We start from the raw sequence: 25873 nt of genomic DNA on the forward strand, positions 1-25873 counted from the left end.
GTTGCACCGTTCATGGCCTCGACCGAGTTCGATCCCCGTACCCTGATCGCCGCCAGCCGGATCGGCGTCCTCGCGACGCTCCGGGCCAGTGGCATGCCGCAGCTCTCCCCCGTCACCACGGTGTACGACGCGGACAACGACCGGATCCTGGTATCCATGACCGCCGGTCGCGCGAAGGAGGCGAACCTGCGTCGCGATCCCCGGGCCGCCGTTGAGTTCACCAGCGCCGACGGCTACACCTGGGCCACCGCCGAGGGCGCCGCGACGCTGATCGGCCCGTCGACCGATCCCGACGGTGCCGAGGTGGACGCGCTCGTCGACTACTACCGCAGCGGCGCCGGCGAGCACCCCGACTGGCGCGAGTACCGCGACGTGATGGTCGCGGATCGCCGTGTGCTGCTGTCTCTGCAGCTCACGCACGTGTACGGCGCCAAGCTGCGCTGACGGTCGGACTCTCAGACGGCCCCGAAGCGGGAGGCGGCCTCGATGGCGGTCACACGGCCCGCCGTCGCGAGGTCCAGGTTCGCAAGTGATGCCGCGTGCACCGCGGGGTCGGCGGCCGCCACGCAGTCCTCGACCACGTGCACGACGAGCCCCAGGTCGGTGCCGTGCCGTGCGGTCTGCTCGACCGTGAGGTTGGTCGCGACGCCGGTGAGGTAGAGGGTGTCGATCCCGTGCTCCGCGAGCCACTCCGTGGCCGGGCCGGCGAGCCCGGAGAGACGCTGGTTGTCGTAGATCGCGGTCGGCTGATCCGCCATCGCCGCGATGATGCTCGCGCCCGGGGCGTCCGGGCGGAAGAATTCCTGCGCGTCGGCGACCGCCTGCATGAACGGCGTGTTCCGCACCAGGTCGCCCTCGCCCTCCGGGACGGTGAACCTGGTGAAGATCACCGGCACGCCCGCCGCGAGCGCCGCGTCGTGGAAGGCCGCGGCGCGGTCCACGACGCCCGACTCCGCGACTGGCGCCGCCAGCATCGGACCGAAGAAGCCGTCCGGCTCGATCACGTTCACCTGCCAGTGCAGGGCGAGAACAGCAGCTGTCATGTCTCGATCATGCCCGGTTGAACAGGCGCGTCCCCACTACGGCCACGACCGCGCCCGGCAGGATGTTGATCAGCAGAATCGGGAACTCCTCGGCCACGCTGTAGCCGTGCGAGACGCCCACGGCGAGGTTGCCCAGCATCGCCAGCGTCCACAGCACGACGAAGGCGATGGCCGCCCGCCGCGGTCCGATCGAGCCGACCTTGCGTGCGACGGCGAGGAATACCAGCGCCAGCACGATCCCGATCGTAACGATGACGACCGTCCGCACGGCCCTCAGCCCTCACGGATCGTCATGGACGCCAAGCGATCCCCTGCGACGGCGAAGGTGAACTCGCTGAGGCCGTTGGCGTGGGTGCTGCGCCAGTCGCCCACCACCGTCACGGTGTCGCCGTCGACGGTGACCTTCTCCGGCGTCAGCACGCCCTTCGCACCGATGAACTCCTTCGCGCTCCACCCCTGCATCGCTGCGCGGTCACCGAAGACACGGCCCCAGTCGTCGATGAAGCCGTCGGCGGTGAAGGCGTCGAGGAAGGCCGCCTCGTCACCGGCGTTCACGGAAGCGATGAACTCCGCGACCGGGCTGGGGATATCGATCTTCGTCATGAGCGTCTCCTCGTCGTAACGTCCGCAGGTCGCAGTCCCACACCCGTCATCGTAGGTGCATGCTCGCCGCCTCACCGCTCGAAATCCAGTCCAATCCACAAGCCCTGCTTGTAGGTCGGAGGAGGTCAGGCATCCCCCACGAGCCGGGCGTAGGCGGCGGCCGCCGTCGGCACCGCGGGCACACCCGCAGGACGCTCGGGCCGGTCGACGACGACCACGTCGATCCCGAGCTCCCGAGCCGCGGCCAGCTTCGCCGAAACCAGGTCCCCGCCGCTGTTCTTGGTCACCAGCACGTCGATCCCGTTCTCGCGCAGCAACGCCCGCTCGGACTGCTTCGTGTACGGTCCACGGTCGTGGAGCAGCTCGTGCCGCGGCGGTAGGGAGCCCGACGGGGTGTCGACCACGCGGATCAGGAACCACCAGTCCTCGAGCGAGGCGAACTCGCCGACGTCCTGTCGGCCGGTCGTGAGCATGGCGCGCCCGCCGTCCCGGCGAGCTAGGAGACGGGCCGCGGCGGCCACCGTCGGCACACGCGTCCACGCATCGCCCTCGCCCGGAACCCACTCCGGGCGGACGAGCGCGAACAGGGGGATCCCTGCGGTCTCCGCGGCGAGCGCGGCGTTGCGGGAGATCGTCGCCGCGAACGGATGGGTCGCGTCCACGAGCAGGTCGACGCCGTCCTCCGCGAGGAAGGCAGCCAGGCCCGACGGTCCCCCGAACCCGCCGATCCGCGTCGCCCCCACCGGCAGGCGCGGATTCGCCACCCGGCCGGCGAGTGAGCTGAGCACCGTGAACCGGCGGTCCTCGTCGAGCAGGCGAGCGAGTTCGCGGGCCTCGGCAGTCCCGCCGAGGACGAGCACGCGCTGCATCAGTGGCTCGCCCCCGGGGCCCGCAGCCGCCGCGCCGAATACAGGTAGCTCTCCTCGAAGGCCTCCGTGTCGAGGACCCTGCCGACGAAGATGACCGCGGTCTTCGTGATGCCCTCGGACGCGAGCCGCTGGGGCAGCTCCGCGAGCCGGCAGCGGACGATCCGTTCGTCCTGGCGGCTGGCGAAGGCCACGACCGCCACCGGACAGTCGGCGCCGTAGTGCGGCAGCAGGTCGTCGGTGAGCGCCTGGGCGCGGTGCGCGGCGAGGTGCAGCGCCAGCGTCACCCCCGTGCGGGCCAGCGAGGCGAGGTCCTCCCCCGCCGGCATGTCCGTCGAGAGGGTCGAGACGCGGGTGATGAGCAACGACTGGCCGACGCCGGGGACCGTCAGCTCCCGGCCGAGTGCGGCGGAGGCGGCGGCGAAGGCGGGAACGCCCGGGACGATCTCGTACGGCACGCCGACGGCGTCGAGCCGGCGGGCCTGCTCGGTGAACGCGGAGTAGAGCGAGATGTCGCCCGAGTGCAAGCGCGCCACGTCGAGACCCGCCGCGTGCGCCGCGACCAGCTCCTCGACGATGTCGGGCAAGGGCATCCGTGCCGTATCCACGAGCTTCGCTCCAGGCGGGCACCGGTCCAGCATCTGCGGCGGGACGAGCGATCCCGCGTACAGACACACCGTGCAGTGGGCGAGCAGCTCCGCGCCGCGGAGCGTCAGGAGGTCCGGGGCGCCGGGACCCGCGCCGATGAAGTAGACGGTCACGCCACCCCTTTCACGAACACCCATTGCACGATCGGCCGTCGCGGTTGCCACGCGGTGCCGCCGCCCAGGGGCGCGAGGTCCGCGACGGTGCAGCTGCGGAGCTCGCCGCCGTACCGGGCCCGCAGCGCGGCAGCTACGGCCTGGCCCTCGACGGTGACGGTGTTCGCCACGAGCCGCCCGCCCGCAGGCAGCGCCCCGACGCAGGCCGCTGCCAGCGTCTCTGTGAGGCCGCCGCCGACGAAGATCGCGTCGGGTATCGGCAGGTCCGCGGTGATGTCCGCCGTGTCGCCGACGATCGTTTCCACAGGCACGCCGGCACGGGCGGCGTTGCGCGCCACCCGCTCGGCCCGCTCGGCCCGCCGTTCCACCGCGACCACGGAGCCGCCGCCCTGCAGCGCCCAGGTGATCCCGACGGAACCGGAGCCCGCGCCGAAGTCCCAGATCCAGCCGGGAGTCGGACGCAGTGCCGCCACCGTCATGGCTCGGACGTCGGCCTTGGTGATCTGGCCGTCGTGCTCGAAGACGAACTCCCCCGCCGGCCCGGCCGGATCGATCGCGACCACGTTCAGGTCGTCGATGCGCAGGTTCTTCCGGAACGGGCGGACCTTCTCGCGGGGCCCGCCGAGCTGCTCCAGGACCGTCATCGTCGCCGAGAGGCCGGCATCGCGCAGCAGATCCGCAACGAGGAAGGGCGTGGTGGCGGACTCGCTGAGGACGAGGGTCCGCCGACCGTCGCGGACGGCGCGGACCACCGGCGACGGGTCCCGCGCCACCGCGGAGACCACAGTGACCTCCTCGGCCGGCCATCGCAACCGGGCGCAGGCCAGCGCGAACGACGACAGGTGCGGGATCACGTGCAGGTCGAGATCAGGGCGGCGGCGCGCGATCGTCGCGCCCACGCCGTAGAACATCGGATCGCCGCTGGCCAGCACGTGCCCCCCGTCGGCCAGCCCGTCGATCGCCGGCAGCAGCGGCGACGGCCACGGGCGCGCGACCTCGTCGGCCAGCCCCTTCGGCAGGAACTCGAGCTGACGGGGCGCGCCGTGGACGACGGTCGCGTCGAGGAGGGCACGGCGCGCACCGTCGGTCAGCCCGAGCCAGCCGTCGGCACCGATGCCGACCACGGTCACCGTCATCGCGGCATCCGCCGCCAGGCGGCCTGGGGGACGAATCGCAGCCCGGCGTACAGCGGGCGCAGCACCGGCGGGATCCACACGACGCGGCGGCCACGACGCAGCGCCTGCACCGTCGCCTCCGCCACCTGGGGCGCGGTGCGGCTGAACGGCGCGGGCTTCACCCCGGACGCCATGAGCTCGCGCGTCATCGCCCCGACGATGAATCCCGGGCGAGCGAGCACCACCTGGATCCCGCTGCCGTGCAGCGAGTCCGTGAAGCCCTGGACGAATCCGTCGAGGCCCGCCTTGGTACTGCCGTAGACGAAGTTCGCCTTGCGCACCCGAACCCCGGCGACCGATGAGAAGGCGACGATGGCTCCCCGGCCTCCGTCCCGGTCGTCCTGGGCGCGCAGCAGTTTCGCCAGCCCCAGCAGGATGGACACCTGCGCCACGTAGTCGGTCTGCGCGATCTGGACGGCGTGCGTGGGATCGGCCTCGGCCCGGGCCTGGTCGCCGAGGATGCCGAAGGCGACGACCGCGACGCCGATGCGGCCGAACCGGTCGGCCACCTCGTCCAGGAAAGCGGCGTGCCGCTCGGTGCGGTCCGCGTCGAACTCGATCGGGAAGACGCCGGTGGCGCCGACCTCGCGCAGCGCCGCGATCTGCTCGTCCAGGTACTCTGAACGGCGGGCCGCAAGGATCACGTCGCGGCCCGGCGCGATCCTCCGCGCCACCTCCAGGCCGACCTCGCTCCGGCCGCCCAGGAGGAGCACCGCCCCGTCGGGAATCCTGTCCGCACTCACCGGACCAGACTAGACGCGCACCGTCCCGCTACCGTGACGGTGTGCCGAACGACCGCCCCGTCCTCAATCCCGATGCCCTCGCCTTCGTGACCGACCGTCACCTCGCGACGCTGAGCACTCTGCGCGCCGACGGGACGCCGCACACCGTGGCGATCGCGTTCACGTACGACCCTGCCACCGGCATCGCCCGCGTCATCACCTCCGGCGACAGCCAGAAGGCCCGCAACGCAGGAAGGGGCGGGTACGCCGCACTGACCCAGGTCGACGGTGCCCGCTGGCTCACCCTGGAGGGGCCGGCGCGAGTACTCGCCGACCCCGAGTCGGTGCGCGACGCCGAGGCGCGCTACGCGGTGCGCTACAAGCCGCCGCGGGAGAACCCGAAGCGCGTGGTGATCGAGATCGACGTGACCCGAGTGCTGGGATCGAGCACGCTCCGCGGTTGACGGGCGGGAGCGGCTAGCGCGCGGGGATGTTCCCGTCCATGTCCTCCAGCGACTTGCCCTTGGTCTCGGGCACGAACCGGTAGACGAACAGCAGCGACAGCAACGCGAACGTCGCGTACAGCCCGTAGGCCAGCGCGAGGTTGCCCTCCATCTTCGGGAAGGTCACGGTGATGGCCCAGTTGGCGGCCCACTGCGCGGCCGCAGCGAGCGAGAGCGCCGCGCCCCGGATGCGGTTCGGGAACATCTCGCCCAGTAACACCCACACCACCGGGCCCCAGCTGACGCCGAAGAAGATCACGAACAGGTTCGCCGCGACGAGGGCGAGCACGCCGACCACGCCGGTGAGCGAGGGCTTCCCGTCGATGATCTCGGCGGTGCTGAAGCAGACCGCCATCGTGGCGAGCGAGACGGCCATGCCGATCGAGCCGATGAGCAGCAGCGGCCGGCGCCCGATCCGATCCACCAGCATGATGGCGACGATGGTGACGATGACGTTGACGATCGAGGTGAAGACGCTGATCAGATTCGACTGCGACTCCTCGAAGCCGACGGCCTGCCACAGCATGTTCGAGTAGTAGAAGATCACGTTGATGCCCACGGCCTGCTGGAAGATCGACAGCAACAGGCCCACCCAGACGATCGGGTAGATACCGCCGCCGGGCCGAACCAGGTCGCGCCACGAGTGCTTCTCCTCGCCCGCGAGGCTCTCCTCGATGCGGGTGACCGTGATGTCCATGTTCTTCTCGCCGAGCAGCATCGTGAGGACCTTGCGGGCCTCGGGGATGCGGTGCCGGGACACCAAGTAGCGCGGCGACTCGGGGATCATGGTGGACGACACGCCGTAGACGATCGCCGGAATCGCCATGACGAGGAACATCCACCGCCATGCCTCCAGCCCGAACCACAGGTCGTTCGATGCGCCGCCCGCGAGGGAGGCCAGCAGCCAGTCGATAAGCAGTGAGAGGAAGATGCCGAGCACGATCGCCATCTGCTGCAGCGACCCCAGCCGCCCGCGGATCCGGGCCGGCGAGACCTCCGCGATGTAGGCGGGGGCGATCACCGACGCCACGCCGACGCCGACGCCGCCGACCACGCGGAACAGGATGAGGATCCAGGTGTGGGTGGCGAAGGCGCAGCCGATGGCGCTGAGGAAGAACAGCACCGCCGCGATCTGCATGACGCGCAGGCGGCCGATCCGGTCCGCGATGCGGCCGGCCGTCATCGCACCCGCGGCGGCGCCCAGCAGCGCGGAGGCGACGGCGAAGCCGAGCGTGTAGCCGTGGATGTCGAAGCGGCCCTCGATGGCCTTCGTGGCGCCGTTGATGACGGCGCTGTCGTAGCCGAAGAGGAGGCCACCCATCGCGGCGACGATCGCGATCTGGACGACGCGGCTGCTGTTGCCGTCGCCCTCCTCGAAGATCGAGGGCCCATCGGCCGTGGTGCCGCCGCCGTGCGTCATGATGCCTCCGCTGTGTCGCTCCTAGAGGATCGTCAAGCTGTGGGGCCTCGTGTTCAGTGGCTCGCAGCCGTCCTCGGTGACGATGACGATATCCTCGATCCGCGCTCCCCATCGGCCACTGAAGTAGATTCCCGGCTCGATCGAGAAGGCCATGCCCGGTTCGACCGGAATGTCGTTGCCCGCAACGATGTAGGGCTCCTCGTGGACCGACAGCCCGATCCCGTGCCCGGTGCGGTGGACGAAGAACTCCCCCAGTCCGGCGTCGGCGAGCAGATCGCGGCCCGCGGCGTCGATGGACTCGGCGCTCACGCCCGGCCGCACGGCGTCGACGGAGGCACGCTGGGCCCGCTCGAGCAGCGCGTACTGCTCCAGGATCTGTGCCGACGGCTCACCCATGGCGTAGGTGCGGGTGCAGTCCGAGTTGTACCCCGAGGCGAGCGGGCCGCCGATGTCGACGACGACCACGTCGCCGGCCTCGACCACGCGGTCCGAGACTTCGTGGTGCGGGTCGGCGCCGTGCGGGCCCGATCCCACGATGATGAACGCGGCCTCGGTGTGGCCCTCCTCGACGATGGCGGCGGCGATGTCGTCGGCCACCTCTCGCTCCGTGCGCCCGACCTTGAGGAAGTCGCCGACGCGGGCGTGGACACGGTCGATCGCGGCGCCCGCGGCCCGCAGCTCGTCGAGCTCGGCGGCGTCCTTGATCATCCGCAGCCGGCGCAGGACTTCGGTCGCCAGGCGCACGCTCAGGCCCCGGTCGAGCAGCGGCACGAGGTGCAGCGCGGGCACGGCATCGGCCACGGCCACCGTCGACGGACCGGACAGGAGGCCCAGGACCAGGGCGTACGGGTCGTCACCGTCGACCCAGTCGTGGACGGCGACCTCGACCCCGGCCGCGGGCAGTCCGGGCACCGAGGAGTCCTTGAGGATCGCCAGCTCGAGGCGCGGTACCACCAAGCCGAAGCCGGCATCCGTGACCACGAGAGCGGTGAGGCGCTCGAAGGATTCGCTGACGATGCCGGTGAGGTACGCGAGATCGGGCCCGGGCGTGATGACGAGCGGAGTGCCGGCCGCGGCCGCGAGCTGCTGGGCCCGGGTGAGACGGGTCGCGTACACCGAGGCGGGAAAGGACTGGGGGTTACTCATGATCCGATTGTGACACGATGATTCCCGTGACGAACGACGCGCGCCCACTGATGCTGCTCGACTCCGCCGGGCTCTGGTTCCGGGCCTTCTACGCGATCCCCGACAAGGTGAAGGCCGACGACGGCCGCTCGGTCAACGCGCTGCGCGGCTTCCTCGACATGACCTCGCAGCTGATCACCACGCATCGGCCGGGACGGCTCGTGGCGTGCCTCGACCTGGACTGGCGGCCCGCTTTCCGGGTGGAGCTGCTGCCCACGTACAAGACCCACCGCGTGGCGGAGGAGGGCGACGGCAGTGCAGAGGAGGTGCCCGACACCCTCTCGCCCCAGGTGGACATGATTCTCGAAGTGCTCGACGCCGTCGGGATTGCGACGGGCGGCGCCGTCGGCCTGGAGGCGGACGACGTGCTCGGCACCCTGGCCGCGCGCGAGCAGAACGACCCGGTCATCGTGGTCTCGGGCGACCGCGACCTGTTGCAGGTGGCCGACGACACCCCGCCCGGCGTGCGGTGCCTGTACATCGGCCGCGGCATCGCCAAGGCCGAGATGTTCGGGCCGGCCGAGGTGGCGGAGAAGTACGGCCTGCCTCTGGACCGGGCCGGCGAGGCCTATGCCGAGCTCGCCCTGCTGCGCGGCGATCCGTCCGACGGGCTGCCCGGCGTGCCCGGCATCGGCGAGAAGACGGCCTCCAAACTGCTGCTGGAGTACGGCTCCCTCGCCGCGATCCGCGAGGCCGCGGCGCGGACCCCGTCGCCGCTGGCCGCCCGGGCGGCGACGTCGATCGCCGCGTCGGCGGACTACCTCGACGCCGCCTGGGACGTGGTCTGGGTGCAGCGCGACGCGGACGTCGCGCTGTCCGGTTCCGACGCGATGCCCCGAGAAGCACGCGATCCGCAGCGCCTGGCCGAACTGGCCGAGGAACTGCGGATCGGAGCGCAGGTGGAGCGCCTGCTCGCCGCCCTCGCGGGCTGACGGGTCGGCCCGCGGGAACCCCCGCGGGCCACCGGTATCAGGAGGGTGCGCCCACCTGGTACTTGCCGTTGTCGTCGAGCACCTTGACCTCGACGGTCTTCTGCTTGCCGCCGATGGTGGCGCTGCAGGTGAAGGTCTCGCCGGTCTTGACCTTGACGCCGTCGGTCTTGCAGTCGACGTCCTTGGTATCGGTCTCGTTGTAGCTGTCGTTGAGGACCTTCGTCACGCCCTCGTTGACCTTGGCGTTGTCGAACTTCTTGCTGAAGAAGGCGCCGGTCAGCCAGCCGACGAGAACGACGATGGCCACGATGGCGATGATCGCCGCGGCGGCGATGCCCACGATGAGGCCGGTCTTCGACTTCTTGGGGCCGACGGGCTGCGGCTGGCCGAACTGCTGTCCGAACTGCTGGCCTGCGAACTGCGCGGGCTGGCCCGGCTGCTGGCCGAACTGGTCCTGTCCGAACTGCGAGGGCTGCTGCTGGTAGCCGCCGAACTGCTGGCCCTGCGGCTGCGGCTGCTGGCCCCATTGTCCCTGGTACTGCGGCGAGATCTGGGTCTGATCACCCGTCGGCGCACCGAAACCCTGCTGGCCGTACTGCGGTGCGATCTGGGTCTGATCCTGCGGCTGCTGCTGCCCCGGCTGCTGCCAGCCCTGCTGCGCCCACTGGTTCGGATCCTGCGGGTTGCTCATGTGTCCACTCCTCCCCTGTCGCCGGCCGACGGCCCGCGACGTACGCCTCTTCGGTCAAGATACCCGATCATCAGCCCGATTCCGCGACGACGCCGCGCCGGACGGATGCGATCGCCGCGGTGGCGACGGCCGCCAACCCCGGGCGGGTGTCGAACGAGGTCTGCTTGATCTGATCGAGCAGATCGATCACCTGTCGGCACCAGCGGACGAAGTCTCCCGCCGGCAGCGGCCGGCCCCGCTCGCCCGCCGCCAGCAGCACCGCGGCGAGCGTGCCGCCCCCGGCCCATTGGTGCATGGGGGCGACGAAGCCGATGTCCGGCTCGCGGCTGGGCTCCAGGCGATGCGCGGCCTCGGCGGAGACGATGTCGGTCCACCGATCCGCGATGTCGCGGATCGCCGAGCGGACCGCGCCGGGCACCTTCTCGCCGGTCAGGAGCATGCCGCCGCGTTCGCCGCGGGACTCGAAGACGAGCGCGCTGACCACCGCGGCCAGGCCGGCCGGGTCGAGACCGTCGAAGACACCGTCCTCGATGCACTCGCACACCAGCAGGTCGGACTCGCTGTACACGCGCGCCAAGCGATGCCCGGCCTCGGTGAGCTCCGACTCTCCGTCGCCGGTCTCGATGTAGCCGCGGTCGCCGAGCAGCGCGACGATCCGCTCGAAGGTGACGGCGAGCGAGGAGGTGGTGGCACGGACCGTCGCCGCCGAGGCCGTGACCTCGCGCTCGAGCCGCGCGTAGCGCTCGGCGAGACGGTCCAGCTCGGAGGCGCGCTGCCCGGTGTGCGCGGGGTGCGCCCGCATCCGGGCGCGCAGGTCTGCGAGCTGCGTGTCCGATGCTGCGGGGCGCGCCGCCTTCGCCTGCTGCCGCGGCGCGGCGATATTGCTGTTGCGCAGGGTGGACGCCAGGTCGCGCTTGCCGCGGCCCGACCGGTAGTCGGCGTTCTTCGGCACCCGGAGCGTGCCGAGAACCGCGACGTCGCCCACGAAGTCGGAGGCACCGACGCGGCCCGACCAGCTGCTCTCGGTCACGACCACCGGCTTGGGGTCGCGCCGGTCGCCGGACGGCTCCACGACGAGGGCGAGGCCCCGGCGGCGGCCGCCGGTCACGGCGATGACGTCGCCGCGGCGCAGCTCCGCGAGCGCGGTGGCCGCGCCGTCGTGCCGGTCCGCGAGGTGCTCACGACGCAGTGACCGCTCCCGAGCTCGGACGGCCTCCCGGAGCCGCACGTACTCGAGATAGTCGGCGCCGCCGGCGGCCTCGGTGATTTGGGCGCTGAGGGTCGCCAACTCCTTCTCTCCGCGCTCGACGCGCTTGGCCAGCCCGACGACGGACCGGTCGGCCTGGAACTGCGCGAAGCTGGCCTCGAGCAGGCGCTCGGCGCCGAGTCGCCCGAGGCGGTCGAGCAGGTTGATCGACATGTTGTAGCCGGGAGAGAACGAGCTGACCAGCGGGAACGTGCGCGCGCCGGCGAGCCCGGCCACCTCCTGCGGGCGCACGCCGGTCTGCCAGAGCACCACGGCGTGGCCCTCGACGTCGATGCCGCGCCGTCCGGCGCGGCCCGTGAGTTGCGTGTACTCGCCGGGCGTGAGCTCGACGTGCGACTCGCCGTTGTACTTGACGAGGCGCTCGAGCACGACGGTGCGCGCGGGCATGTTGATGCCGAGCGCCAGGGTCTCGGTGGCGAAGACGGCCCGCACCAGGCCCTTGACGAAGAGCTCCTCGACCGCGTGCCGGAAGGCGGGCAGCATGCCGGCGTGGTGCGCCGCGAAGCCGCGGAGCAGCGCGGCGCGCCATTCCTCGTACCCGAGCAGCTCGAGATCGGCGGGCGCGAACTCGGCGATGTGCTTGTCGACGACGCGGCCGATCTCGTCGGCCTGCGCCTGGTCCGTGAGGACGACGGGCGACCGGAGGCACTGCGTGAGCGCTTGCTCGCAGCCGGAGCGCGAGAAGACGAAAGTGATCGCCGGCAGCAGGCCCTCGGCGTCGAGCAGCGCGATGACATCGGGTCGCGGGATCGGTCGGCGGGTCGCCTGTGGGCGGCCCCGGCCGCCGGTACGCCGCCCGGTGCGGCTGTTGATGCCGGGCTCGAAGCTGCGGTCCAGCGATTCGCGCTGCTTGACGTAGCGCACCAGGTCGGCGTCGAGGACGAGATTCTTCTGGCCGGATTCCTGGGCGGCGCGCAAGGCCTTCGTGTCGAACAGATCGAAGAGCCGGCGGCCCACGAGCATGTGCTGCCACAGCGGCACCGGTCGGTGTTCGTCGACGATCACCTCGGTGCTGCCACGGACCTCGGCGATCCACGCTCCGAACTCCTCGGCGTTGGAGACCGTCGCCGAGAGGCTGACCAGCCGCACCTCCTGGGGCAGATGCAGGATCACCTCCTCCCAGACCGCACCGCGGAACCGGTCCGCGAGGTAGTGCACCTCGTCCATCACCACGTGGCTCAGGCCGTCGAGGGTGGGCGAGTTCGCGTACAGCATGTTCCGCAGCACCTCGGTGGTCATCACGACCACGGGCGCGGAGGAGTTGATCGCGGTGTCGCCCGTGAGCAGCCCGACATTGTGGGCGCCATATCGTGCGGTCAGCTCGGCGTGCTTCTGGTTCGATAGCGCCTTGATCGGCGTCGTGTAGAAGCACTTGGTACCGCCGGCCAGGGCGAGGTGGACGGCGAACTCGCCGACCACGGTCTTGCCTGCACCCGTCGGAGCGCACACGAGCACGCCGCGGCCCTGCTCGAGCGCACGGCAGCCCTGGACCTGGAACGGGTCGAGGGTGAACTCGAGGGCGGCGGTGAAGCTGTCGAACTCAGAGGACGTCATCGAACCCCGAACGCGGGATCGACGTGCGCGTCAGCTTGTCCGGCTGCCCGACGGGGGCCGGGGCGGTGAGGGCGCTGCCCGACGGGCCCGTGGACGCGCCGATCGGCTGCGGGGCCGACGGTGCCGGCGACGCCGCTTCGTCATCGAGTTCGCCCGTCCAGGCATCCGCGCCGACGCTGCGCTTGGCCTTGCGCCGGTCGTGGAAGCGGGCGAACTGAATCGACAGCTCGAGGAGTACGGCGAGCGCCGCGCCCAGCGCGAGCATGGTGAACGGATCTCCGGACGGAGTGATCACGGCGGAAAAGATGAACATGGACAGGAGCAGGCCGCGGCGCCACTTCACCAGCTTGGCGTAGGGCAGCACGCCGACCATGTTCAACGCAACGATGAACAGCGGCAATTCGAAGCTCACGCCGAAGATCGCCATCACCGTGAGCACGAAGCTGAAGTACTCCGGCCCCTGCAGGGCCGTCACCTGGGTCTCGTTGCCGACGGTGAGAAAGAACCGGAAGGCGCTGGTGATCATGAAGTAGCCCAGCACCGCGCCGCTGACGAAGAGCGTGCCCGCCAGGCTGACGAAGGTCGCGGTGTAGCGCTTCTCGTTGCGGTGCAGCGCGGGAACGATGAATGCCCAGATCTGGTAGAGCCACACCGGGCACGCCAGCAGTACTCCGGTGGCGACCGCCACCTTGAGCCGCAGGTTGAACTGATCGAAAACACCCGTCGCGAGCAGCCGACACTCGCCGTCCCGGGTGATCTCGGCACGCGACGTGGCGGGCAGGTCACAGTACGGTCCTACGAGCAGATGGCCGGTGGACGGCAGCCCGAAAGGCCCGTGGCTGTACCACCAGAAGCCGACGATCGAGGTGAGCACGATCGCGGCGAGGGACCAGAGCAGTCGGGCGCGCAGCTCGTACAGGTGCTCCACGATCGACATCGTGCCGTCGGGATTGACGACGGCACGACGACGACGCGGATCGAACGGGATCTTCAAAGGGGCAGGCGGCTACGCCGACTTGTGATCGGCCTCGGACGGCTGCACCGTCTGAACGTCGATCGGCTGGTCGGTGACCTGTGCCTGCGGCTTCGGGGCGGCGGCCTTGCCGTCACCCTCGGTCTTCATCTCGTCCATCTCGCTCTTGAAAATGCGCATCGAACGACCGAGCCCGCGCGCGGCATCCGGCAGCTTCTTGCCGCCGAACAGGATCAGCAGGACGACGGCGATGACGATCCATGCCCAAGGAGAATGGGTGAGCCCCATGATGCTGCCTCACTAACTTCGCGAATATCTCTTCTGAGACTACCGGACCGCGTCCACCCGAAGTGCCCGCTGGAGTCCCGCCGGACATGTCCACTTCATGAATAGTTCGCGAGCCCGGCCGCCGCCCGGTCGGCGACGGCGTCGGCCAGGGATTGCGGGCCGCGCACCGTCAGCTCGCCACCGAAGCTGAGCACGAACCGCACCATCCAGGCCTCGGTCGCGTACTGCATCGTCGCGGTCACTGCGCCGCCAGGCTCGTCGGTGCGCACCGTGAACGGGTGGTACTCCAGCGCCCAGGCGGCGCCGGGCCCGACCTCGAGCGTGGCGGTGGTCAGCTCGTCAGCGGCGGCACCGTCGAACAGGCCCGACGCGGGCTCGACGTGCTGCGGCACCGACGCGGCCTCGTCGAGGACGACGACCTCGTCGATCCGGTCGAGCCGGAACATCCGCAGGCCCTCGCTGCTGCGGCACCAGGCCTGCAGGTAGCTGTGCCCGGCGAAGGTGTCGAGGGCGATGGGATCCACGTCCCGCTCGGTGGCAGCGTCTCGGGTGGCGGAGTAGTAGCGCAGGTGCAGCGCGCGGCCATCGCGGAGGGCACCGCGGACGGTGCTCGCGATGGCGGCGACGGGGCCCGCGTCCTGCGCGCCGTCGATCGAGGCGACGGTGTCGCGGCCCGCGCCGGCGACGGCCGCCTCCAGCTTGGCGATGGCCCGCAGCACGGCGGCGGGGTCCGCGACGCCGGGCGAGTCTGCGAGCGCCCGCAGGGCGAGCAGTAGCGACGCGGCCTCGGGGCCGGTGAGCTTGAGCGGGCGGTCGAGGTTGGCGCTGAACTCGATGTCGACCCCGTCCTCGTCGTAGTCGATCTCGATGAGGTCGCCGGGGAACATGCCGGGCAGCCCGCACATCGTCAGGCCCGTGATGTCCTTGCGCAGCTGTGCGACGGTGACGCCGAGGTCGGCCGCCGCCCGTTCGAGGTGGGCATCGGGGTGGGTGCGGAAGTACGGGATCACGTTGAGCCAGCGCGCCAAGCGCTGCATCTGCCGGCTCGGCTGCTTCGACTGCGTGCTCATCGCTCCCCCACCAGTGCAGTGAGTCGTTCGACCACGGCGTCGCGCAACTGCTGCGGCTCGAACACCACCGCGTCCGGCCCGAGGCCGCTGACCTCGCGGGCCACGGCGTCCACCGACCGCATCTCCACCGTCAGTTCCGTACCGGGCCGTCCCCGGAAGTCACCGTCGGCCTGGGTCGAGGCGAGCCGGCGCAGCCCGTCCCCCTTGCCCTGCGCGACCCACAGCCGGGCCGTGCCGACCGGATCGCGCTCGGCAACGGTGGCCACGACATGCGCATGGAGGTCGAAGCCCTCCGGCGGCCGGACGGTCGCGGGACTGCCCGTGACGGAGCCGCCCCGAACACGGCTGAGCTTGAAGGTGCGCACCGCGTCACGCGCGACGTCGTGTCCGACGGCGTAGGCGCTGCCGCGGAACGTGACCACGCCCCACGGATGCAGGGTGCGGTCGACGTACGGCTGGGCCGGGTTGGCGCGGTGCTCAAAGGTGACCTGGCGCCGTCGGTCGACGCCCTCGAGCATGGCGAGCAGCGCCCCCTCGGCCCCGCGATCGGGGGCGATGCCGGGGCTCACTCCCGCGCCGGGGCCATCGACGTCCATGCCGCCGGCGCGCAGCTTCTGCACCGCGGATTGAGCCGCGGCGGACAGCTCCGGTGATTGCCACAGGGCCGAGGCGACGGCCACTGCGGTCGCCTCCTCGGTGTCGAGGTCGATGTCGCCGAGGGCGTACTCGTCGAGGGCGATGCGGTAGCCGACGGCGGAGTTGATCCGGGAGACCGGGGCCACTTCGATGGGGACCCCGAGTTCGCGCAGGTCGGCCTTGTCACGCTCGAACATCCGCTCGAAGGCCTCGTCGTCCGAGTCCGGGTCGTACCCGAAGACGTTCGTCCGGATGTAGTCCCGATCGAGCGGTCGTTGGGTGTACAGAAGGCATATCACCAGGTTGGTGAGACGCTCGATCCGTGAAGTGGCCACGTGTCGATCTTACGTTCTATGCGCGCGCTCAGCCCGGATCGACGCGATGCCGCGTCACATCGAGGCGATGAGCCGCTCGACACGCTCGTCCACGTTGCGGAACGGGTCCTTGCACAGCACGGTGCGCTGCGCCTGGTCGTTGAGCTTGAGATGCACCCAGTCGACGGTGAAGTCGCGGCCGGCGGCCTGCGCGGCGGTGATGAAGTCGCCGCGAAGCTTCGCTCGGGTGGTCTCCGGCGGGTTTTTCACGGCGGCGTCGACGGCCTCGTCGGTGGTCACCCGCGCGGCCAGTCCGCGGCGCTGCAGCACGTCGAAGACGCCGCGGCCGCGCTTGATGTCGTGGTACGCGAGGTCGAGCTGCGCGATCTTCGGATCGGACAGGTCCATCGAGTACTTGTCCAGGTAGCGCTGGAAGAGCTTGCGCTTGATCACCCAGTCGATCTCGGTGTCGATGCCGGAGAAGTCCTGCGACTCGACAGCGTCCAGCGTGCGGCCCCACAGGTCGACGACCTTCGCGAGCTGCTCGTCGGGCTCGCGGGTGGCGAGGTACTCGACGGCCTTGCCGTAGTACTCGCGCTGGATGTCGAGCGCGCCCGCCTGCCTGCCGCCCGCGAGCCGTACCTCGTGCCGGCCGGTGGTGTCATGGCTGACCTCGCGGATGGCGCGAATCGGGTTGTCGAGTGAGAAGTCGCGGAACTGGACGCCCGCCTCGATCATCTCGAGCACGAGGTGGGCGGTGCCCACCTTGAGCATCGTGGTGGTCTCGGACATGTTCGAGTCGCCCACGATCACGTGCAGGCGGCGGTACTTCTCCGCGTCGGCGTGCGGCTCGTCGCGAGTGTTGATGATGGGCCGGCTGCGGGTGGTGGCGCTGGAGACGCCCTCCCAGATGTGCTCGGCGCGCTGGCTCAAACAATAGGTCGCGTTCTTCGGCGTGAGCAGGACCTTGCCGGCCCCGCAGATCAGCTGCCGGGTCACCAGGAAGGGCAGCAGCACGTCGGCGATGCGGGAGAACTCCCCGACGCGACCCACGAGGTAGTTCTCGTGGCAGCCGTAGGAGTTGCCCGCCGAATCGGTGTTGTTCTTGAACAGGTAGATGTCGCCGCCGATGCCCTCGTCCTGCAGCCGCTGCTCGGCGTCGAGTAGCAGGTCCTCGAGGACGCGCTCGCCCGCCTTGTCGTGCGTGACCAGCTGGAGCACCGAATCGCACTCCGCGGTCGCGTACTCGGGATGGCTGCCCACGTCGAGGTAGAGGCGCGAGCCGTTCTGCAGGAAGACGTTCGAGCTGCGGCCCCAGGAGACCACGCGCCGGAACAGGTACCGGGCGATCTCGTCCGGGCTCAGTCGACGGTGCCCGTGAAAAGTACACGTGACACCGAACTCGGTCTCGATTCCCATGATTCGGCGCTGCACGTCACGAACATACCCCGCGGGTGCCACGGATCCGCCCTCGCGGTCGTGTTGCCACCGAACGCTACGAACATCTCGTCCGCTCCCCGCAGAGCGATTCGAGACGCGACGAACCGGTCGAGCGCCTTACGAAGCGACCCTGAACCAACATCGGCGCCCACAGCGTGGGCTCAATAGCCGAGGCGCAATATTTCACCTGAATCGTCGGTGTCGGCGCGGCGTCCTCGAAATCTAAAGAGCAATGCCTCTCGAAGTGGCACCCTCTTGTGTTTGAAAGATTCCTCCATGTCAAGAACTGCACGTCGGTCGCCGAGGTCGTATGAGTAGAAGTTCTGGTCGGGATCTACATCCAACCCGTACTGGCGCGTCTCCCAGTACGATGAGTAGAAACTGTCGATATTTGGCCGGTCGGGCAATCTCGACCGAGCGTGCTGGATGATCTCGCCTACGTCCTCAACCTCAGAGTTGAACCCGACGTCGATTCCGAGGCGCCCGGTCCACGATGTTCCGTTCCATTCTGCGAAGCACTGATAACGACTCGCGGTCCTGAACTCGGGACGTCGGAGTGCCGGAATCGAGTACCATCCATACGGTGGATCATCTACCTTGAGCACCCATAGCGGCGATCCGGTTATCACACGTCGTCCAGAACTGGTCAGCCCGATTGAATGCGCCTGGAAGACGCAATCGACCCACCCGGCATTTAGGACAACTTCTCCCCGTTGCACTCCGGAGTTGAAGGACTCAACTACCCTGTCTGGCCAATCCGACCCAATTCTTCGGCTCGCGTCACTAGCATGACAATCTCCCGTATCGATGGTCGTACTTGTTGAGTCGGCCCAATCTACCGTGGATCTTAGCAGCGCTGCGGCGCCACCGATCCCAGACGGATTCCATGTGAACTGGATATCGTTGCCAAGCTCCAACAGTCTTCGCGAGCACTGAGCAACTGGCGAACGGAAGTGCTTGATGCTTGAAGTTAGAAATATCGCCGACCCATCGGCCGTGTAGCCCGTCCACCACATCGCGCTATCAAGCCAGGAATTGTGTTCTCCGAATGAATCGGACAGAATTCCAACTGTGAATCGCGCGCGGACTCGACCATATCCCAATTCAGACACATCGCTCACTTGACTGGATGCTGTCAGGGCGGCAACCTCATCTGCAATCGATAGCTCGTCGCCGGATATCGGGGCCGTCTGCCTCGTAGTTGAGATCTTACGCCCTGCGCCAATCGAAGAACCAGATAGTCCAGCGTTCCCAGAGATTGACCTCTCGCTGGACTCGGTCGAACTGCTTGGGACGTCAAGGTTCAGAACTTCAGCCCGAAGTCTAACTTTGTCTCTCGAGAAGTATAGGCAATTCTGCTCCCGCCTGAACTTCCCGTCGTACGAGTTGTTTACGTCGACTGCAGCACTATTCGACTCGACCTGCACCGCCAAGTCAGCACGATTCCTCCAATGTGGGTCAGGGAGTGTTGGCATTCCTTGCCCTCCTGAAGTATTTGTCTATTTCTGTCATCGAATCACGAATTACTCAAGGAACTGCGCAACCCGCTCGTCCGAGAGCCGCTTGAAGGCCCGGCGCGGGCGGGTGTGGTCCAGGATCGCGATCTCGAGCTCACCTGCCGCGAAGTTCTTCGGCTCCGCCGTCGCGGCCGATCCGTTCGACGGTGCCGGCGCGCTCAGTGCCTTCACCGCCAGCGCCACGGCGCCAGCCAGGTCCAGGTCCTCGGCGTAGCCCTCGGTGAGCACCGGCGTGATCGACTCGGTCTGCCCGCCCATCACCACGAACTGCTTCTCGTCGCCGACGGAACCGTCATAGCCCACGCGGTAGAGCCGCGAGCCGGTGTTCTCGGGCGTCCCGACCTCGGCGACGCACAGCTCCACCTCATAGGGCTTCGCCTGCTCGGTGAAGACGGTGCCCAGCGTCGAGGCGTAGGCGTTGGTCAGCGACCAGCCGGTCACATCGCGCCGCGAGTACTGGTAGCCGCGGGTGTCGGCGAACTGGATGCCCGCGCGGCGCAGCGACTCGAACTCGTTGTACTTGCCCACGGCGGCGAAGCCGATGCGGTCGTAGATCTCGCTGATCTTGTTCAGCGAGCTCGGGTTATCGGCGACGAAGACCACCCCGTCGGCGTACTTGAGCACCACGACGCTGCGACCGCGGGCGATGCCCTTGCGCGCCAGCTCCGAGCGATCGCGCATGATCTGCTCGGCGGACGCGTAGTACGGGAACGTCACTGCTCGCCTCCCCTCGCCGCGATCACTCGGACGGTCGCGGCGGCCACGTCCTCCTCAGACACCTCGACGGCGCCGTCCGCGGTGATGGCTATCGCCGTCGGATAGAGCTTGCGGAGCACGTCGGGACCACCGGTCGCGGTGTCGTCGTCGGCCGCGTCGAACAGGGCCTCCGCGGCCACGTCCAGCGCACCGTCGGCGTCGAGACCGGGGCGGAAGCGCTTCTTGATCGACGACTTCGCCCACGCAGAGCCCGAGCCGATCGAGTGGTAGCCCACCTCGTCGTGCCAGTCGCCGGTGACGTCGTAGGAGACGATCCGGCCGCGGGCCTGCGCCTCGTCGAAGCCGACCAGGAGCGGTACGGCGGCGAGGCCCTGCAGCGCGGCGCCGAAATTGCTGCGCACCATGCCGGCCAGGCGATTCGCCTTGCCCTCGAAGGTCAGGGGCACGCCCTCGATCTTCTCGTAGTGCTCCAACTCCACCGTGAACAGCTTCACGATTTGCTTGGCGATCCCCGCGGTTCCGGCGATGCCGACCGCGGTCAACTCGTCGGTGACGAAGGTCTTGACGATGTCGCGCTGCGCGATGAGATTGCCCATGGTGGCGCGGCGATCACCCGCGAGCAGCACTCCGCCGTCGAAGGCCACGGCGACGATCGTGGTGCCGTGCGGGACGTCGGGCGCACCGTCGGACCCGGTACCCCGGCCGGGCAGCGCCTCGGGGGCCACCGCGGCGAGGTGCTCGACGAACGACGATCCGCCGCGCAGCGGCGTCACTGGCCGCCCTTCTGCACGTACGCACGCACGAAGTCCTCGGCGTTCTCCTCGAGCACGTCGTCGATCTCGTCCAGCAGATCGTCCGTCTCGTCGGTCAGCTTCTCGATGCGCTCCTGGCCGGCACCCGACGGTGCACCCGTGGCATCCTCGTCATCTCCGCCGCCGCCACGCTTGACCTGCTCCTGCGCCATCTCGCTGCCTCCTTAGCGACCGAATCCGGGCCGCATGACCCGATGTGCCAACACTACCGGCCTGGACTGCTCTCGTGGATCCGTACACGCCGCCCGGCACGTCCGAACCGGTGCTCGCGAGGATCGGCGACATCCATTGCACCCGAACCGAGGTGATCGCCCGACCGGGACCTTCCCAATCACCGGCGCACAATGGACTGTGACGAATCACGGCGTGACGACGCGAGAGATCCCCACGTGGGCGATGGTGCTCGCCGTCGTAGGCCGCCTTCGTGGTGTGTCTCGTCTCGCTGTTCTTCCTGGTCGCCAGGGAGGACCGCGCGCAGGGATTCGTGCAGGTCACCGTCTTCGGTCCTGAGGGGCGTTCGTCCACCACGAGCGTGCCCGTGCACTCCTGTGCGGCCCTACACGTCGTCTTCAACCGCGTCGGATACGCCCGAAACCTCGCCATCGGCATGTAGCCCGACGGTCCGCCGTCACGGGCAACACTTCTCGAAGCGTTCTGCGACTCGCCGGGCCGAAACCGTCGCAGAACGCTTCGGAAAGTGTTCGTCAGCGGATGCGGGTGCCGTCGATCAGGCGGGGCGGAGGCGGACCACCGGGATCGGGCGCGTCGTCTTGCGCTGGTAGGCGGTGTAGCGGCCGCCGTTGTTGGCATCGGCGAGGTCCCAGAGCCGCTGGTAGTCGGTGTCGCCGGGCTTCAGCGCCTCGACGGTGGCCGGGAAGCGGTCGGTCGCGACCTGCACGTCGACGGTGCCGGCCTTGACCATGTTGTGGAACCAGGCCGGATTACGGGGAGCGCCGCCCATGGAGGCGACTACGACGTAGTCGTCACCGTCGCGCACGTAGGTGAGGACCGTGGTGCGGGGCTCGCTCGACTTCGCCCCGACGGTGCGCACGATGAGGCTGGGCACACCGAAGAGCATCTTGTGCCCGATGCGGCCGCCGGAGCGCACGTAGAGCTCGCCGTGCGCCTTGAGCACCTCCGGGAAGGCCTTGGCGTAGAGCTTCCCCACTTCGCGACCGATGTCCATGGCCCTAGCCTCGCAGAGAATCGACGAGCTCGCGCGCGGAGGCGGCGTCGTCGAGCAACCGGCCGACGTGCTCCTTGGTGCCGCGCAGCGGCTCCAGGGTGGGTATCCGGACCAGCGACTCGGCGCCGACGTCGAAGATGACGGAATCCCAGCTGGCGGCGGCGATCTCGGTACCGAAGCGGCGCATGCACTCGCCGCGGAAGTAGGCGCGGGTGGACTCGGGCGGCGCGGTGACGGCGTCCATCACCTGCTGCTCGGTGACCAGACGCTTCATCGACCCGCGGGCGACGAGCCGGTTGTACAGGCCCTTGTCGAGTCGCACGTCGGAGTACTGCAGGTCCACGAGCTGCAGCTTCGACGCCGCCCAGCCCAGGCCCTCGCGCTGCCGGATGCCCTCGAGCAGGCGTAGCTTGGCCGGCCAGTCGAGCTCGTCCGCGAGCCGCAGCGGATCGTCGGCCAGGGTGTCGAGGACGCGCACCCAGGTGGCATGGACGTCCAACGCGCGGGCGTCATCGGACCCGTCCAGGAAGGCGCCGACGCGGTCGGCGTAGGCGCGCTGAAGATCGAGCGCCGTCATCGTCCGGCCGTCCGCAAGCTCGAGCACTCCCGTCAACGAAAGGTCGCGCGAGACCTGGTGCACCGCGGTCACCGGGGTCGCGAGCTGCAGGTCCGACAGGTCGACGCCCGCCTCGATCAGGTCCAGGACCAGCGCCGACGTGCCCACCTTGAGGTACGTGGAGGTCTCGGCGAGGTTGGCATCGCCGATGATCACGTGCAACCGGCGGTACTTGTCCGGATCGGCGTGCGGCTCGTCGCGGGTGTTGATGATGCCGCGCTTGAGGGTGGTCTCGAGACCCACCTCGACCTCGATGTAGTCGGCTCGCTGCGAGAGCTGGAAGCCCGGCTCGTCGCCGTTGGCGCCGATGCCGACGCGGCCGCTGCCGGTGAAGACCTGCCGGGTCACGAAGAAGGGCGTCAGGCCGGTGACGATCGACGCGAAGGGGGTCTCGCGCCGGCACAGATAGTTCTCGTGCGTGCCGTACGAGGCGCCCTTGCCGTCGATGTTGTTCTTGTACAACTGCAGCGCCGGGGCGCCGGGCACCGTCGAGGCGTAGCGAGCCGCTGCATCCATCACCCGCTCCCCCGCCTTGTCCCAGATCACCGCGTCGAGCGGGTCGGTGACCTCGGGCGCGGAGTACTCGGGGTGCGCGTGGTCGACGTAGAGCCGCGCGCCGTTGGTGAGGATCATATTGGCCGCGCCGATCTCGTCGGCGTCGATGATCGGCGCCGGGCCGCCGCGGCCGAGATCGAAGCCGCGGGCGTCGCGTAGCGGCGATTCCAGGTCGTAGTCCCACCGGGTGCGCTTGGCGCGCGGCACCGCCGCGGCCGCCGCGTAGGCGAGCACCGCCTGGGTGGACGTGAGGATCGGATTGGCGGTGGGATCCTTCGGCGCGGAGATCCCGTACTCGACCTCGGTCCCGATGATGCGCTGCATGGTGTCCAGCCTATCGGGGCTGATCCCGCCCGCTCGCCCCGCTCCCGGCGGCGGCGACCATCACCCGTCCATCAGGCCGACTGCCGCCCGATCCGCCAGCGCGTCGCGGCCCACAGCGCGACCGCCATCAGTGCGAGCACGCCGATCGAGATGCCCCAGTGCATGGGCGTCGAGTCCCACAGGGGATCGATCGCTTGCATGGTCGGCCGCCCGGAGACCGCGTCGATCTGCTTCTGCAGCTCGACGGTGGACGCGCTCGCCGCGAAGCCCCAGCGCGACGGGAACAGCCACGAGATCTGCTCCAGGCCCACGCGATCGTGCAGCGTGAACAGTCCGCCGCTCATCACCAGCTGCACCATGACGACAACCACGAGCATGGGCATCACCTGCTCGCTGGACCTGGCCAGCGCGGAGATCAGCAGGCCCACCAGCGTGGACACGCACGCGAGAACCGCGATGTCGATGACCAGCTCGACGGGCGCGCTGGCCAGCACCGATCCCTGCGCCGTCGACTGCTTCACACCGACGATGACGATCGCCATCATCATGGCCGCCTGGATGGCGGCCGCGATGAAGTACACCAGCGTCTTCGCCGACAGATACGCGCCCGACCCGAGTCCGACGGCACGTTCGCGCTGGAAGATCGCGCGCTCGCCGACGAGATCACGCGAGGTCAGGGCGGCGCCCATGAAACAGGCGCCCACGACCAGCAGGACGAGGATCATCTTCGCGCCGCTGTAGCCGTCCGGGAGCGAGTACGGCGAGGCCAGGCCGTCGTCCGCGGGCACGAGCAAGGTGATCCCGCCGAGTACGAGCGGCAACAGCAGCAGGAAGACGAGGTAGGCACGGTCGGCGAGGATCAGCCGGACCTGGCGTCGCGCGATCACCGAAAGCTGCTTGCGCACCGAGGTCTTCCGCGCCTTCGTAGGGGACGGCGGCGCGCCCGTGGGCGCGGGCGGCGGCGGGGCGGGGTGCGCCGACCGGTACCGCTGCCATGCCACGTCGGGCTGCTTGGCGGCGAAATCGAAGATCTCGGCCCAGTCGCTCGTGCCCATCGCGGCCTTCACGCCCTTCGGCGAGCCGCAGTACGCGGTCTTGCCGCCGGGCGCGAGCAGCAGGACCTGGTCGCACATGTCGATGTGAGTCAGCGAGTGGGTCACGACGATCACGACGCGCCCTGCGTCGGCCAGGCGGCGCAGGGTCTGCATGACCTGGCGGTCCAGCGCCGGGTCGAGACCCGACGTGGGCTCATCGAGGATGAGCAGCGACGGACCGGTGAGGAGCTCCATGGCGACGGACGCGCGCTTGCGCTGGCCGCCGGAGAGCTTGTCCACGCGGGTCTGCTTGTGCTCGGTGAGCTGCAGCTCCGCGAGCACGCCGTCGATCACCTGGTCGCGGTCGGCCTTCGACATGTCAGGAGGCAGGCGCAACTCCGCGGCGAACCGGAGCGCCTGCTGCAGCGTGAGCTGGCGGTGCAGTACGTCGTCCTGCGGGACCATGCCGATGCGGGAGCGGAGCGCGTCGAAGTCGCGGTGCACGTCGCGGCCCTCGAACTCGACCCGGCCCGCCGTCGGCGTGACGGCGCCCGAGACCACCCGGGACACCGTCGACTTGCCGGCGCCCGACGGGCCGATCACGGCCGTCAGCGTGCCCGGGGCGGCGCGGAAGTCGACCCCGTGCAGCAGCGTCTTGTTGCCGTCGACGGTGAGCGTGATGCCCTGTACCGCCAGGCCGGCGCCCGCGAACTGCTGGGCCTTCGGGCGCTCGAGCCGGCCCTGCTCGACGATGAGGTCTGAGTTGCCGACGGTGACCAGGTCGCCGTCGCGCAAGGACGTCGGGCCTCCGATGCGCCGGCCGTTGACCTGCGTACCGTTTGCCGAGCCCAGGTCCTCGATGACCAGGCCCTGCGGGCCCGTGAGCAGGCGGGCGTGGCGGCGCGAGACCAGCATGTCACCGATCGCGATGTCGTTGTCGGGCGTGCGGCCGATCGTCAGCTGGCCGGTGCCGACGGGCCGCGAGGGCATCTTCGCCACCTGGTACAGACCGGTGTTACCGGCCATGGCGCGCAGGTGCGGCGCGACGTCGCCCGTCGGGCGGGACGGGACCGGGGCCTGCTGCGCGGGGATCGGGGCCGACGGTGCCTGCTGGCGCGGGGGCAGCTGCATCGGGCGAGACGGGGGCGCCGGGGTGGGCGGCGGCCCCGATACCGGTCCCGCGTTCGACGGGATGCCGCCGGTCGCGGGCGGCGGGGGCGTCCGGGGCACCGGATTCGACGGTGCGCGGCGCGCCGCCGGGAGCTGCTGGACCGGTTGCTGCGCGGCAGCGGGCGGCGGAGTCCGGGGCGGCGGCGGGGGCGGCGTGTTCGACCTGGTTGCCGCCGAGAAGGTGACGGGAGCGCCTGTCCGCGGGTCACCGAACATCAGCTGCTGGGTGCCGCTCAGCGCGATCGTCGGGCGCCGGACCCCGCCCACGAACACGCCGTTCGTGCTGCGGTCCGTGAGGATCCACCCCGTCGGTCCCGCGGACGCCACGGCGTGCGTCCGCGAGACCAACGGGTGGTTGATCGTCACGTCCGATTCGAGGGTGCGCCCGAAGGTCACCGTCTTACCGGGGGCGAAGGTCAGCGTCTGCCCGTCCACTGTGACGGTGAGAACCGCAGTATCCGTACTCATCACGGAGCATTCTATTCAGACGCCGCTTGCC

The 25873-nt window shown here is 69.6% G+C and carries 26 protein-coding genes; 4 read left to right on the forward strand and 22 right to left on the reverse strand.

Annotated features, from left to right (window positions below; translation table 11 throughout):
- The first annotated feature begins 12 nt into the window (after nt 1-12).
- On the forward strand, nt 13-444 hold the full coding sequence (locus tag HNP44_RS06925; RefSeq protein WP_259143573.1) for a PPOX class F420-dependent oxidoreductase: 432 nt from the start codon (nt 13-15) through the stop codon (nt 442-444).
- An 11-nt stretch (nt 445-455) separates the two neighbouring features.
- Here HNP44_RS06925 and HNP44_RS06930 read toward each other — a convergent pair whose 3' ends face one another.
- The 7 genes from HNP44_RS06930 to HNP44_RS06960 form a co-directional block, all read right to left on the reverse strand.
- Entirely contained in the window at nt 456-1043 is a 588-nt protein-coding gene (locus tag HNP44_RS06930; protein WP_259143572.1) for a cysteine hydrolase, read from the reverse strand.
- A gap of 7 nt (nt 1044-1050) precedes the next feature.
- Nucleotides 1051-1278 (reverse strand): hypothetical protein, encoded by a 228-nt coding sequence (locus HNP44_RS06935; RefSeq protein ID WP_259143571.1) that lies wholly within the window; start codon nt 1276-1278, stop codon nt 1051-1053.
- Between the two features lie 38 nt (nt 1279-1316).
- Nucleotides 1317-1646, reverse strand: a complete 330-nt coding sequence (locus tag HNP44_RS06940) for a nuclear transport factor 2 family protein (protein WP_259143569.1) — start codon at nt 1644-1646, stop codon at nt 1317-1319.
- A gap of 125 nt (nt 1647-1771) precedes the next feature.
- Nucleotides 1772-2515 (reverse strand): cobalt-precorrin-6A reductase, encoded by a 744-nt coding sequence (locus tag HNP44_RS06945; protein WP_259143568.1) that lies wholly within the window; start codon nt 2513-2515, stop codon nt 1772-1774.
- Nucleotides 2515-3273: a precorrin-4 C(11)-methyltransferase gene (cobM, locus tag HNP44_RS06950; RefSeq protein WP_259143565.1), complete on the reverse strand. Its 759-nt coding sequence runs from the start codon at nt 3271-3273 to the stop codon at nt 2515-2517. The genes HNP44_RS06945 and cobM overlap by 1 nt, the downstream gene beginning before the upstream one ends.
- The gene (gene cbiE / locus HNP44_RS06955) at nt 3270-4409 is read right to left on the reverse strand and encodes a precorrin-6y C5,15-methyltransferase (decarboxylating) subunit CbiE (protein WP_259143562.1); all 1140 of its coding nucleotides are present in this window, start codon (nt 4407-4409) and stop codon (nt 3270-3272) included. The genes cobM and cbiE overlap by 4 nt, the downstream gene beginning before the upstream one ends.
- A complete protein-coding gene (locus HNP44_RS06960; RefSeq protein ID WP_259143560.1) occupies nt 4406-5191 on the reverse strand; it encodes an SDR family NAD(P)-dependent oxidoreductase in 786 nt (261 codons plus the stop codon). Before HNP44_RS06960 ends, cbiE begins: the two co-directional genes overlap by 4 nt.
- A gap of 41 nt (nt 5192-5232) precedes the next feature.
- On the opposite strand from HNP44_RS06960, the gene HNP44_RS06965 reads away from it, so the two are divergent.
- A complete protein-coding gene (locus tag HNP44_RS06965; protein WP_259143559.1) occupies nt 5233-5634 on the forward strand; it encodes a PPOX class F420-dependent oxidoreductase in 402 nt (133 codons plus the stop codon).
- A 13-nt stretch (nt 5635-5647) separates the two neighbouring features.
- Here HNP44_RS06965 and HNP44_RS06970 read toward each other — a convergent pair whose 3' ends face one another.
- Together HNP44_RS06970 and HNP44_RS06975 are read right to left on the reverse strand one after the other, a co-directional pair.
- Nucleotides 5648-7093: a sugar porter family MFS transporter gene (locus HNP44_RS06970; protein ID WP_259143557.1), complete on the reverse strand. Its 1446-nt coding sequence runs from the start codon at nt 7091-7093 to the stop codon at nt 5648-5650.
- Between the two features lie 21 nt (nt 7094-7114).
- Nucleotides 7115-8239 (reverse strand): M24 family metallopeptidase, encoded by a 1125-nt coding sequence (locus tag HNP44_RS06975; RefSeq protein WP_259143555.1) that lies wholly within the window; start codon nt 8237-8239, stop codon nt 7115-7117.
- Nucleotides 8240-8256: 17 nt separating this feature from the next.
- On the opposite strand from HNP44_RS06975, the gene HNP44_RS06980 reads away from it, so the two are divergent.
- Entirely contained in the window at nt 8257-9210 is a 954-nt protein-coding gene (locus tag HNP44_RS06980) for a 5'-3' exonuclease (protein ID WP_259143554.1), read from the forward strand.
- 37 nt (nt 9211-9247) lie between these two features.
- Here the strand turns inward: HNP44_RS06980 and HNP44_RS06985 are convergent, their stop codons facing one another.
- The 10 genes from HNP44_RS06985 to HNP44_RS07030 form a co-directional block, all read right to left on the reverse strand.
- Complete coding sequence (locus HNP44_RS06985) at nt 9248-9901, reverse strand: DUF4333 domain-containing protein (RefSeq protein WP_259143553.1); 654 nt, start codon at nt 9899-9901, stop codon at nt 9248-9250.
- A gap of 70 nt (nt 9902-9971) precedes the next feature.
- Nucleotides 9972-12722, reverse strand: a complete 2751-nt coding sequence (locus HNP44_RS06990; RefSeq protein ID WP_259143552.1) for a DEAD/DEAH box helicase — start codon at nt 12720-12722, stop codon at nt 9972-9974.
- Entirely contained in the window at nt 12709-13716 is a 1008-nt protein-coding gene (gene tatC, locus HNP44_RS06995; protein WP_259143550.1) for a twin-arginine translocase subunit TatC, read from the reverse strand. Before tatC ends, HNP44_RS06990 begins: the two co-directional genes overlap by 14 nt.
- Before the next feature lie 12 nt (nt 13717-13728).
- Entirely contained in the window at nt 13729-13983 is a 255-nt protein-coding gene (gene tatA / locus HNP44_RS07000) for a Sec-independent protein translocase subunit TatA (RefSeq protein ID WP_259143548.1), read from the reverse strand.
- A 95-nt stretch (nt 13984-14078) separates the two neighbouring features.
- On the reverse strand, nt 14079-15053 hold the full coding sequence (locus HNP44_RS07005) for a helix-turn-helix transcriptional regulator (RefSeq protein WP_259143546.1): 975 nt from the start codon (nt 15051-15053) through the stop codon (nt 14079-14081).
- The gene (locus tag HNP44_RS07010; protein WP_259143544.1) at nt 15050-16024 is read right to left on the reverse strand and encodes a helix-turn-helix transcriptional regulator; all 975 of its coding nucleotides are present in this window, start codon (nt 16022-16024) and stop codon (nt 15050-15052) included. The genes HNP44_RS07005 and HNP44_RS07010 overlap by 4 nt, the downstream gene beginning before the upstream one ends.
- A 54-nt stretch (nt 16025-16078) precedes the next feature.
- Nucleotides 16079-17437 (reverse strand): Pup--protein ligase, encoded by a 1359-nt coding sequence (gene pafA, locus HNP44_RS07015; protein WP_259143543.1) that lies wholly within the window; start codon nt 17435-17437, stop codon nt 16079-16081.
- A gap of 1529 nt (nt 17438-18966) precedes the next feature.
- The gene (gene prcA, locus HNP44_RS07020; RefSeq protein ID WP_259143541.1) at nt 18967-19677 is read right to left on the reverse strand and encodes a proteasome subunit alpha; all 711 of its coding nucleotides are present in this window, start codon (nt 19675-19677) and stop codon (nt 18967-18969) included.
- On the reverse strand, nt 19674-20450 hold the full coding sequence (prcB, locus tag HNP44_RS07025) for a proteasome subunit beta (protein WP_259143540.1): 777 nt from the start codon (nt 20448-20450) through the stop codon (nt 19674-19676). The genes prcA and prcB overlap by 4 nt, the downstream gene beginning before the upstream one ends.
- The gene (locus HNP44_RS07030; RefSeq protein ID WP_224647175.1) at nt 20447-20641 is read right to left on the reverse strand and encodes a ubiquitin-like protein Pup; all 195 of its coding nucleotides are present in this window, start codon (nt 20639-20641) and stop codon (nt 20447-20449) included. Before HNP44_RS07030 ends, prcB begins: the two co-directional genes overlap by 4 nt.
- A gap of 272 nt (nt 20642-20913) precedes the next feature.
- Here HNP44_RS07030 and HNP44_RS07035 point away from each other — a divergent pair, with 272 nt between their 5' ends.
- Entirely contained in the window at nt 20914-21102 is a 189-nt protein-coding gene (locus HNP44_RS07035) for a hypothetical protein (protein ID WP_259143539.1), read from the forward strand.
- Nucleotides 21103-21216: 114 nt separating this feature from the next.
- On the opposite strand, the gene HNP44_RS07040 is transcribed toward HNP44_RS07035, so the two are convergent.
- From HNP44_RS07040 to HNP44_RS07050, 3 genes are all read right to left on the reverse strand, one after another.
- Nucleotides 21217-21675 (reverse strand): nitroreductase family deazaflavin-dependent oxidoreductase, encoded by a 459-nt coding sequence (locus HNP44_RS07040; RefSeq protein WP_259143538.1) that lies wholly within the window; start codon nt 21673-21675, stop codon nt 21217-21219.
- 4 nt (nt 21676-21679) lie between these two features.
- Nucleotides 21680-23170, reverse strand: coding sequence for a depupylase/deamidase Dop (gene dop / locus HNP44_RS07045; RefSeq protein WP_259143534.1), 1491 nt, complete (start codon nt 23168-23170; stop codon nt 21680-21682).
- 71 nt (nt 23171-23241) lie between these two features.
- On the reverse strand, nt 23242-25842 hold the full coding sequence (locus HNP44_RS07050) for an ATP-binding cassette domain-containing protein (protein ID WP_259143533.1): 2601 nt from the start codon (nt 25840-25842) through the stop codon (nt 23242-23244).
- Nucleotides 25843-25873 lie beyond the last annotated feature (31 nt).

It is taken from the genome of Tsukamurella ocularis, from assembly GCF_024807615.1.
Taxonomy (GTDB): Bacteria; Actinomycetota; Actinomycetes; order Mycobacteriales; family Mycobacteriaceae; genus Tsukamurella; species Tsukamurella ocularis.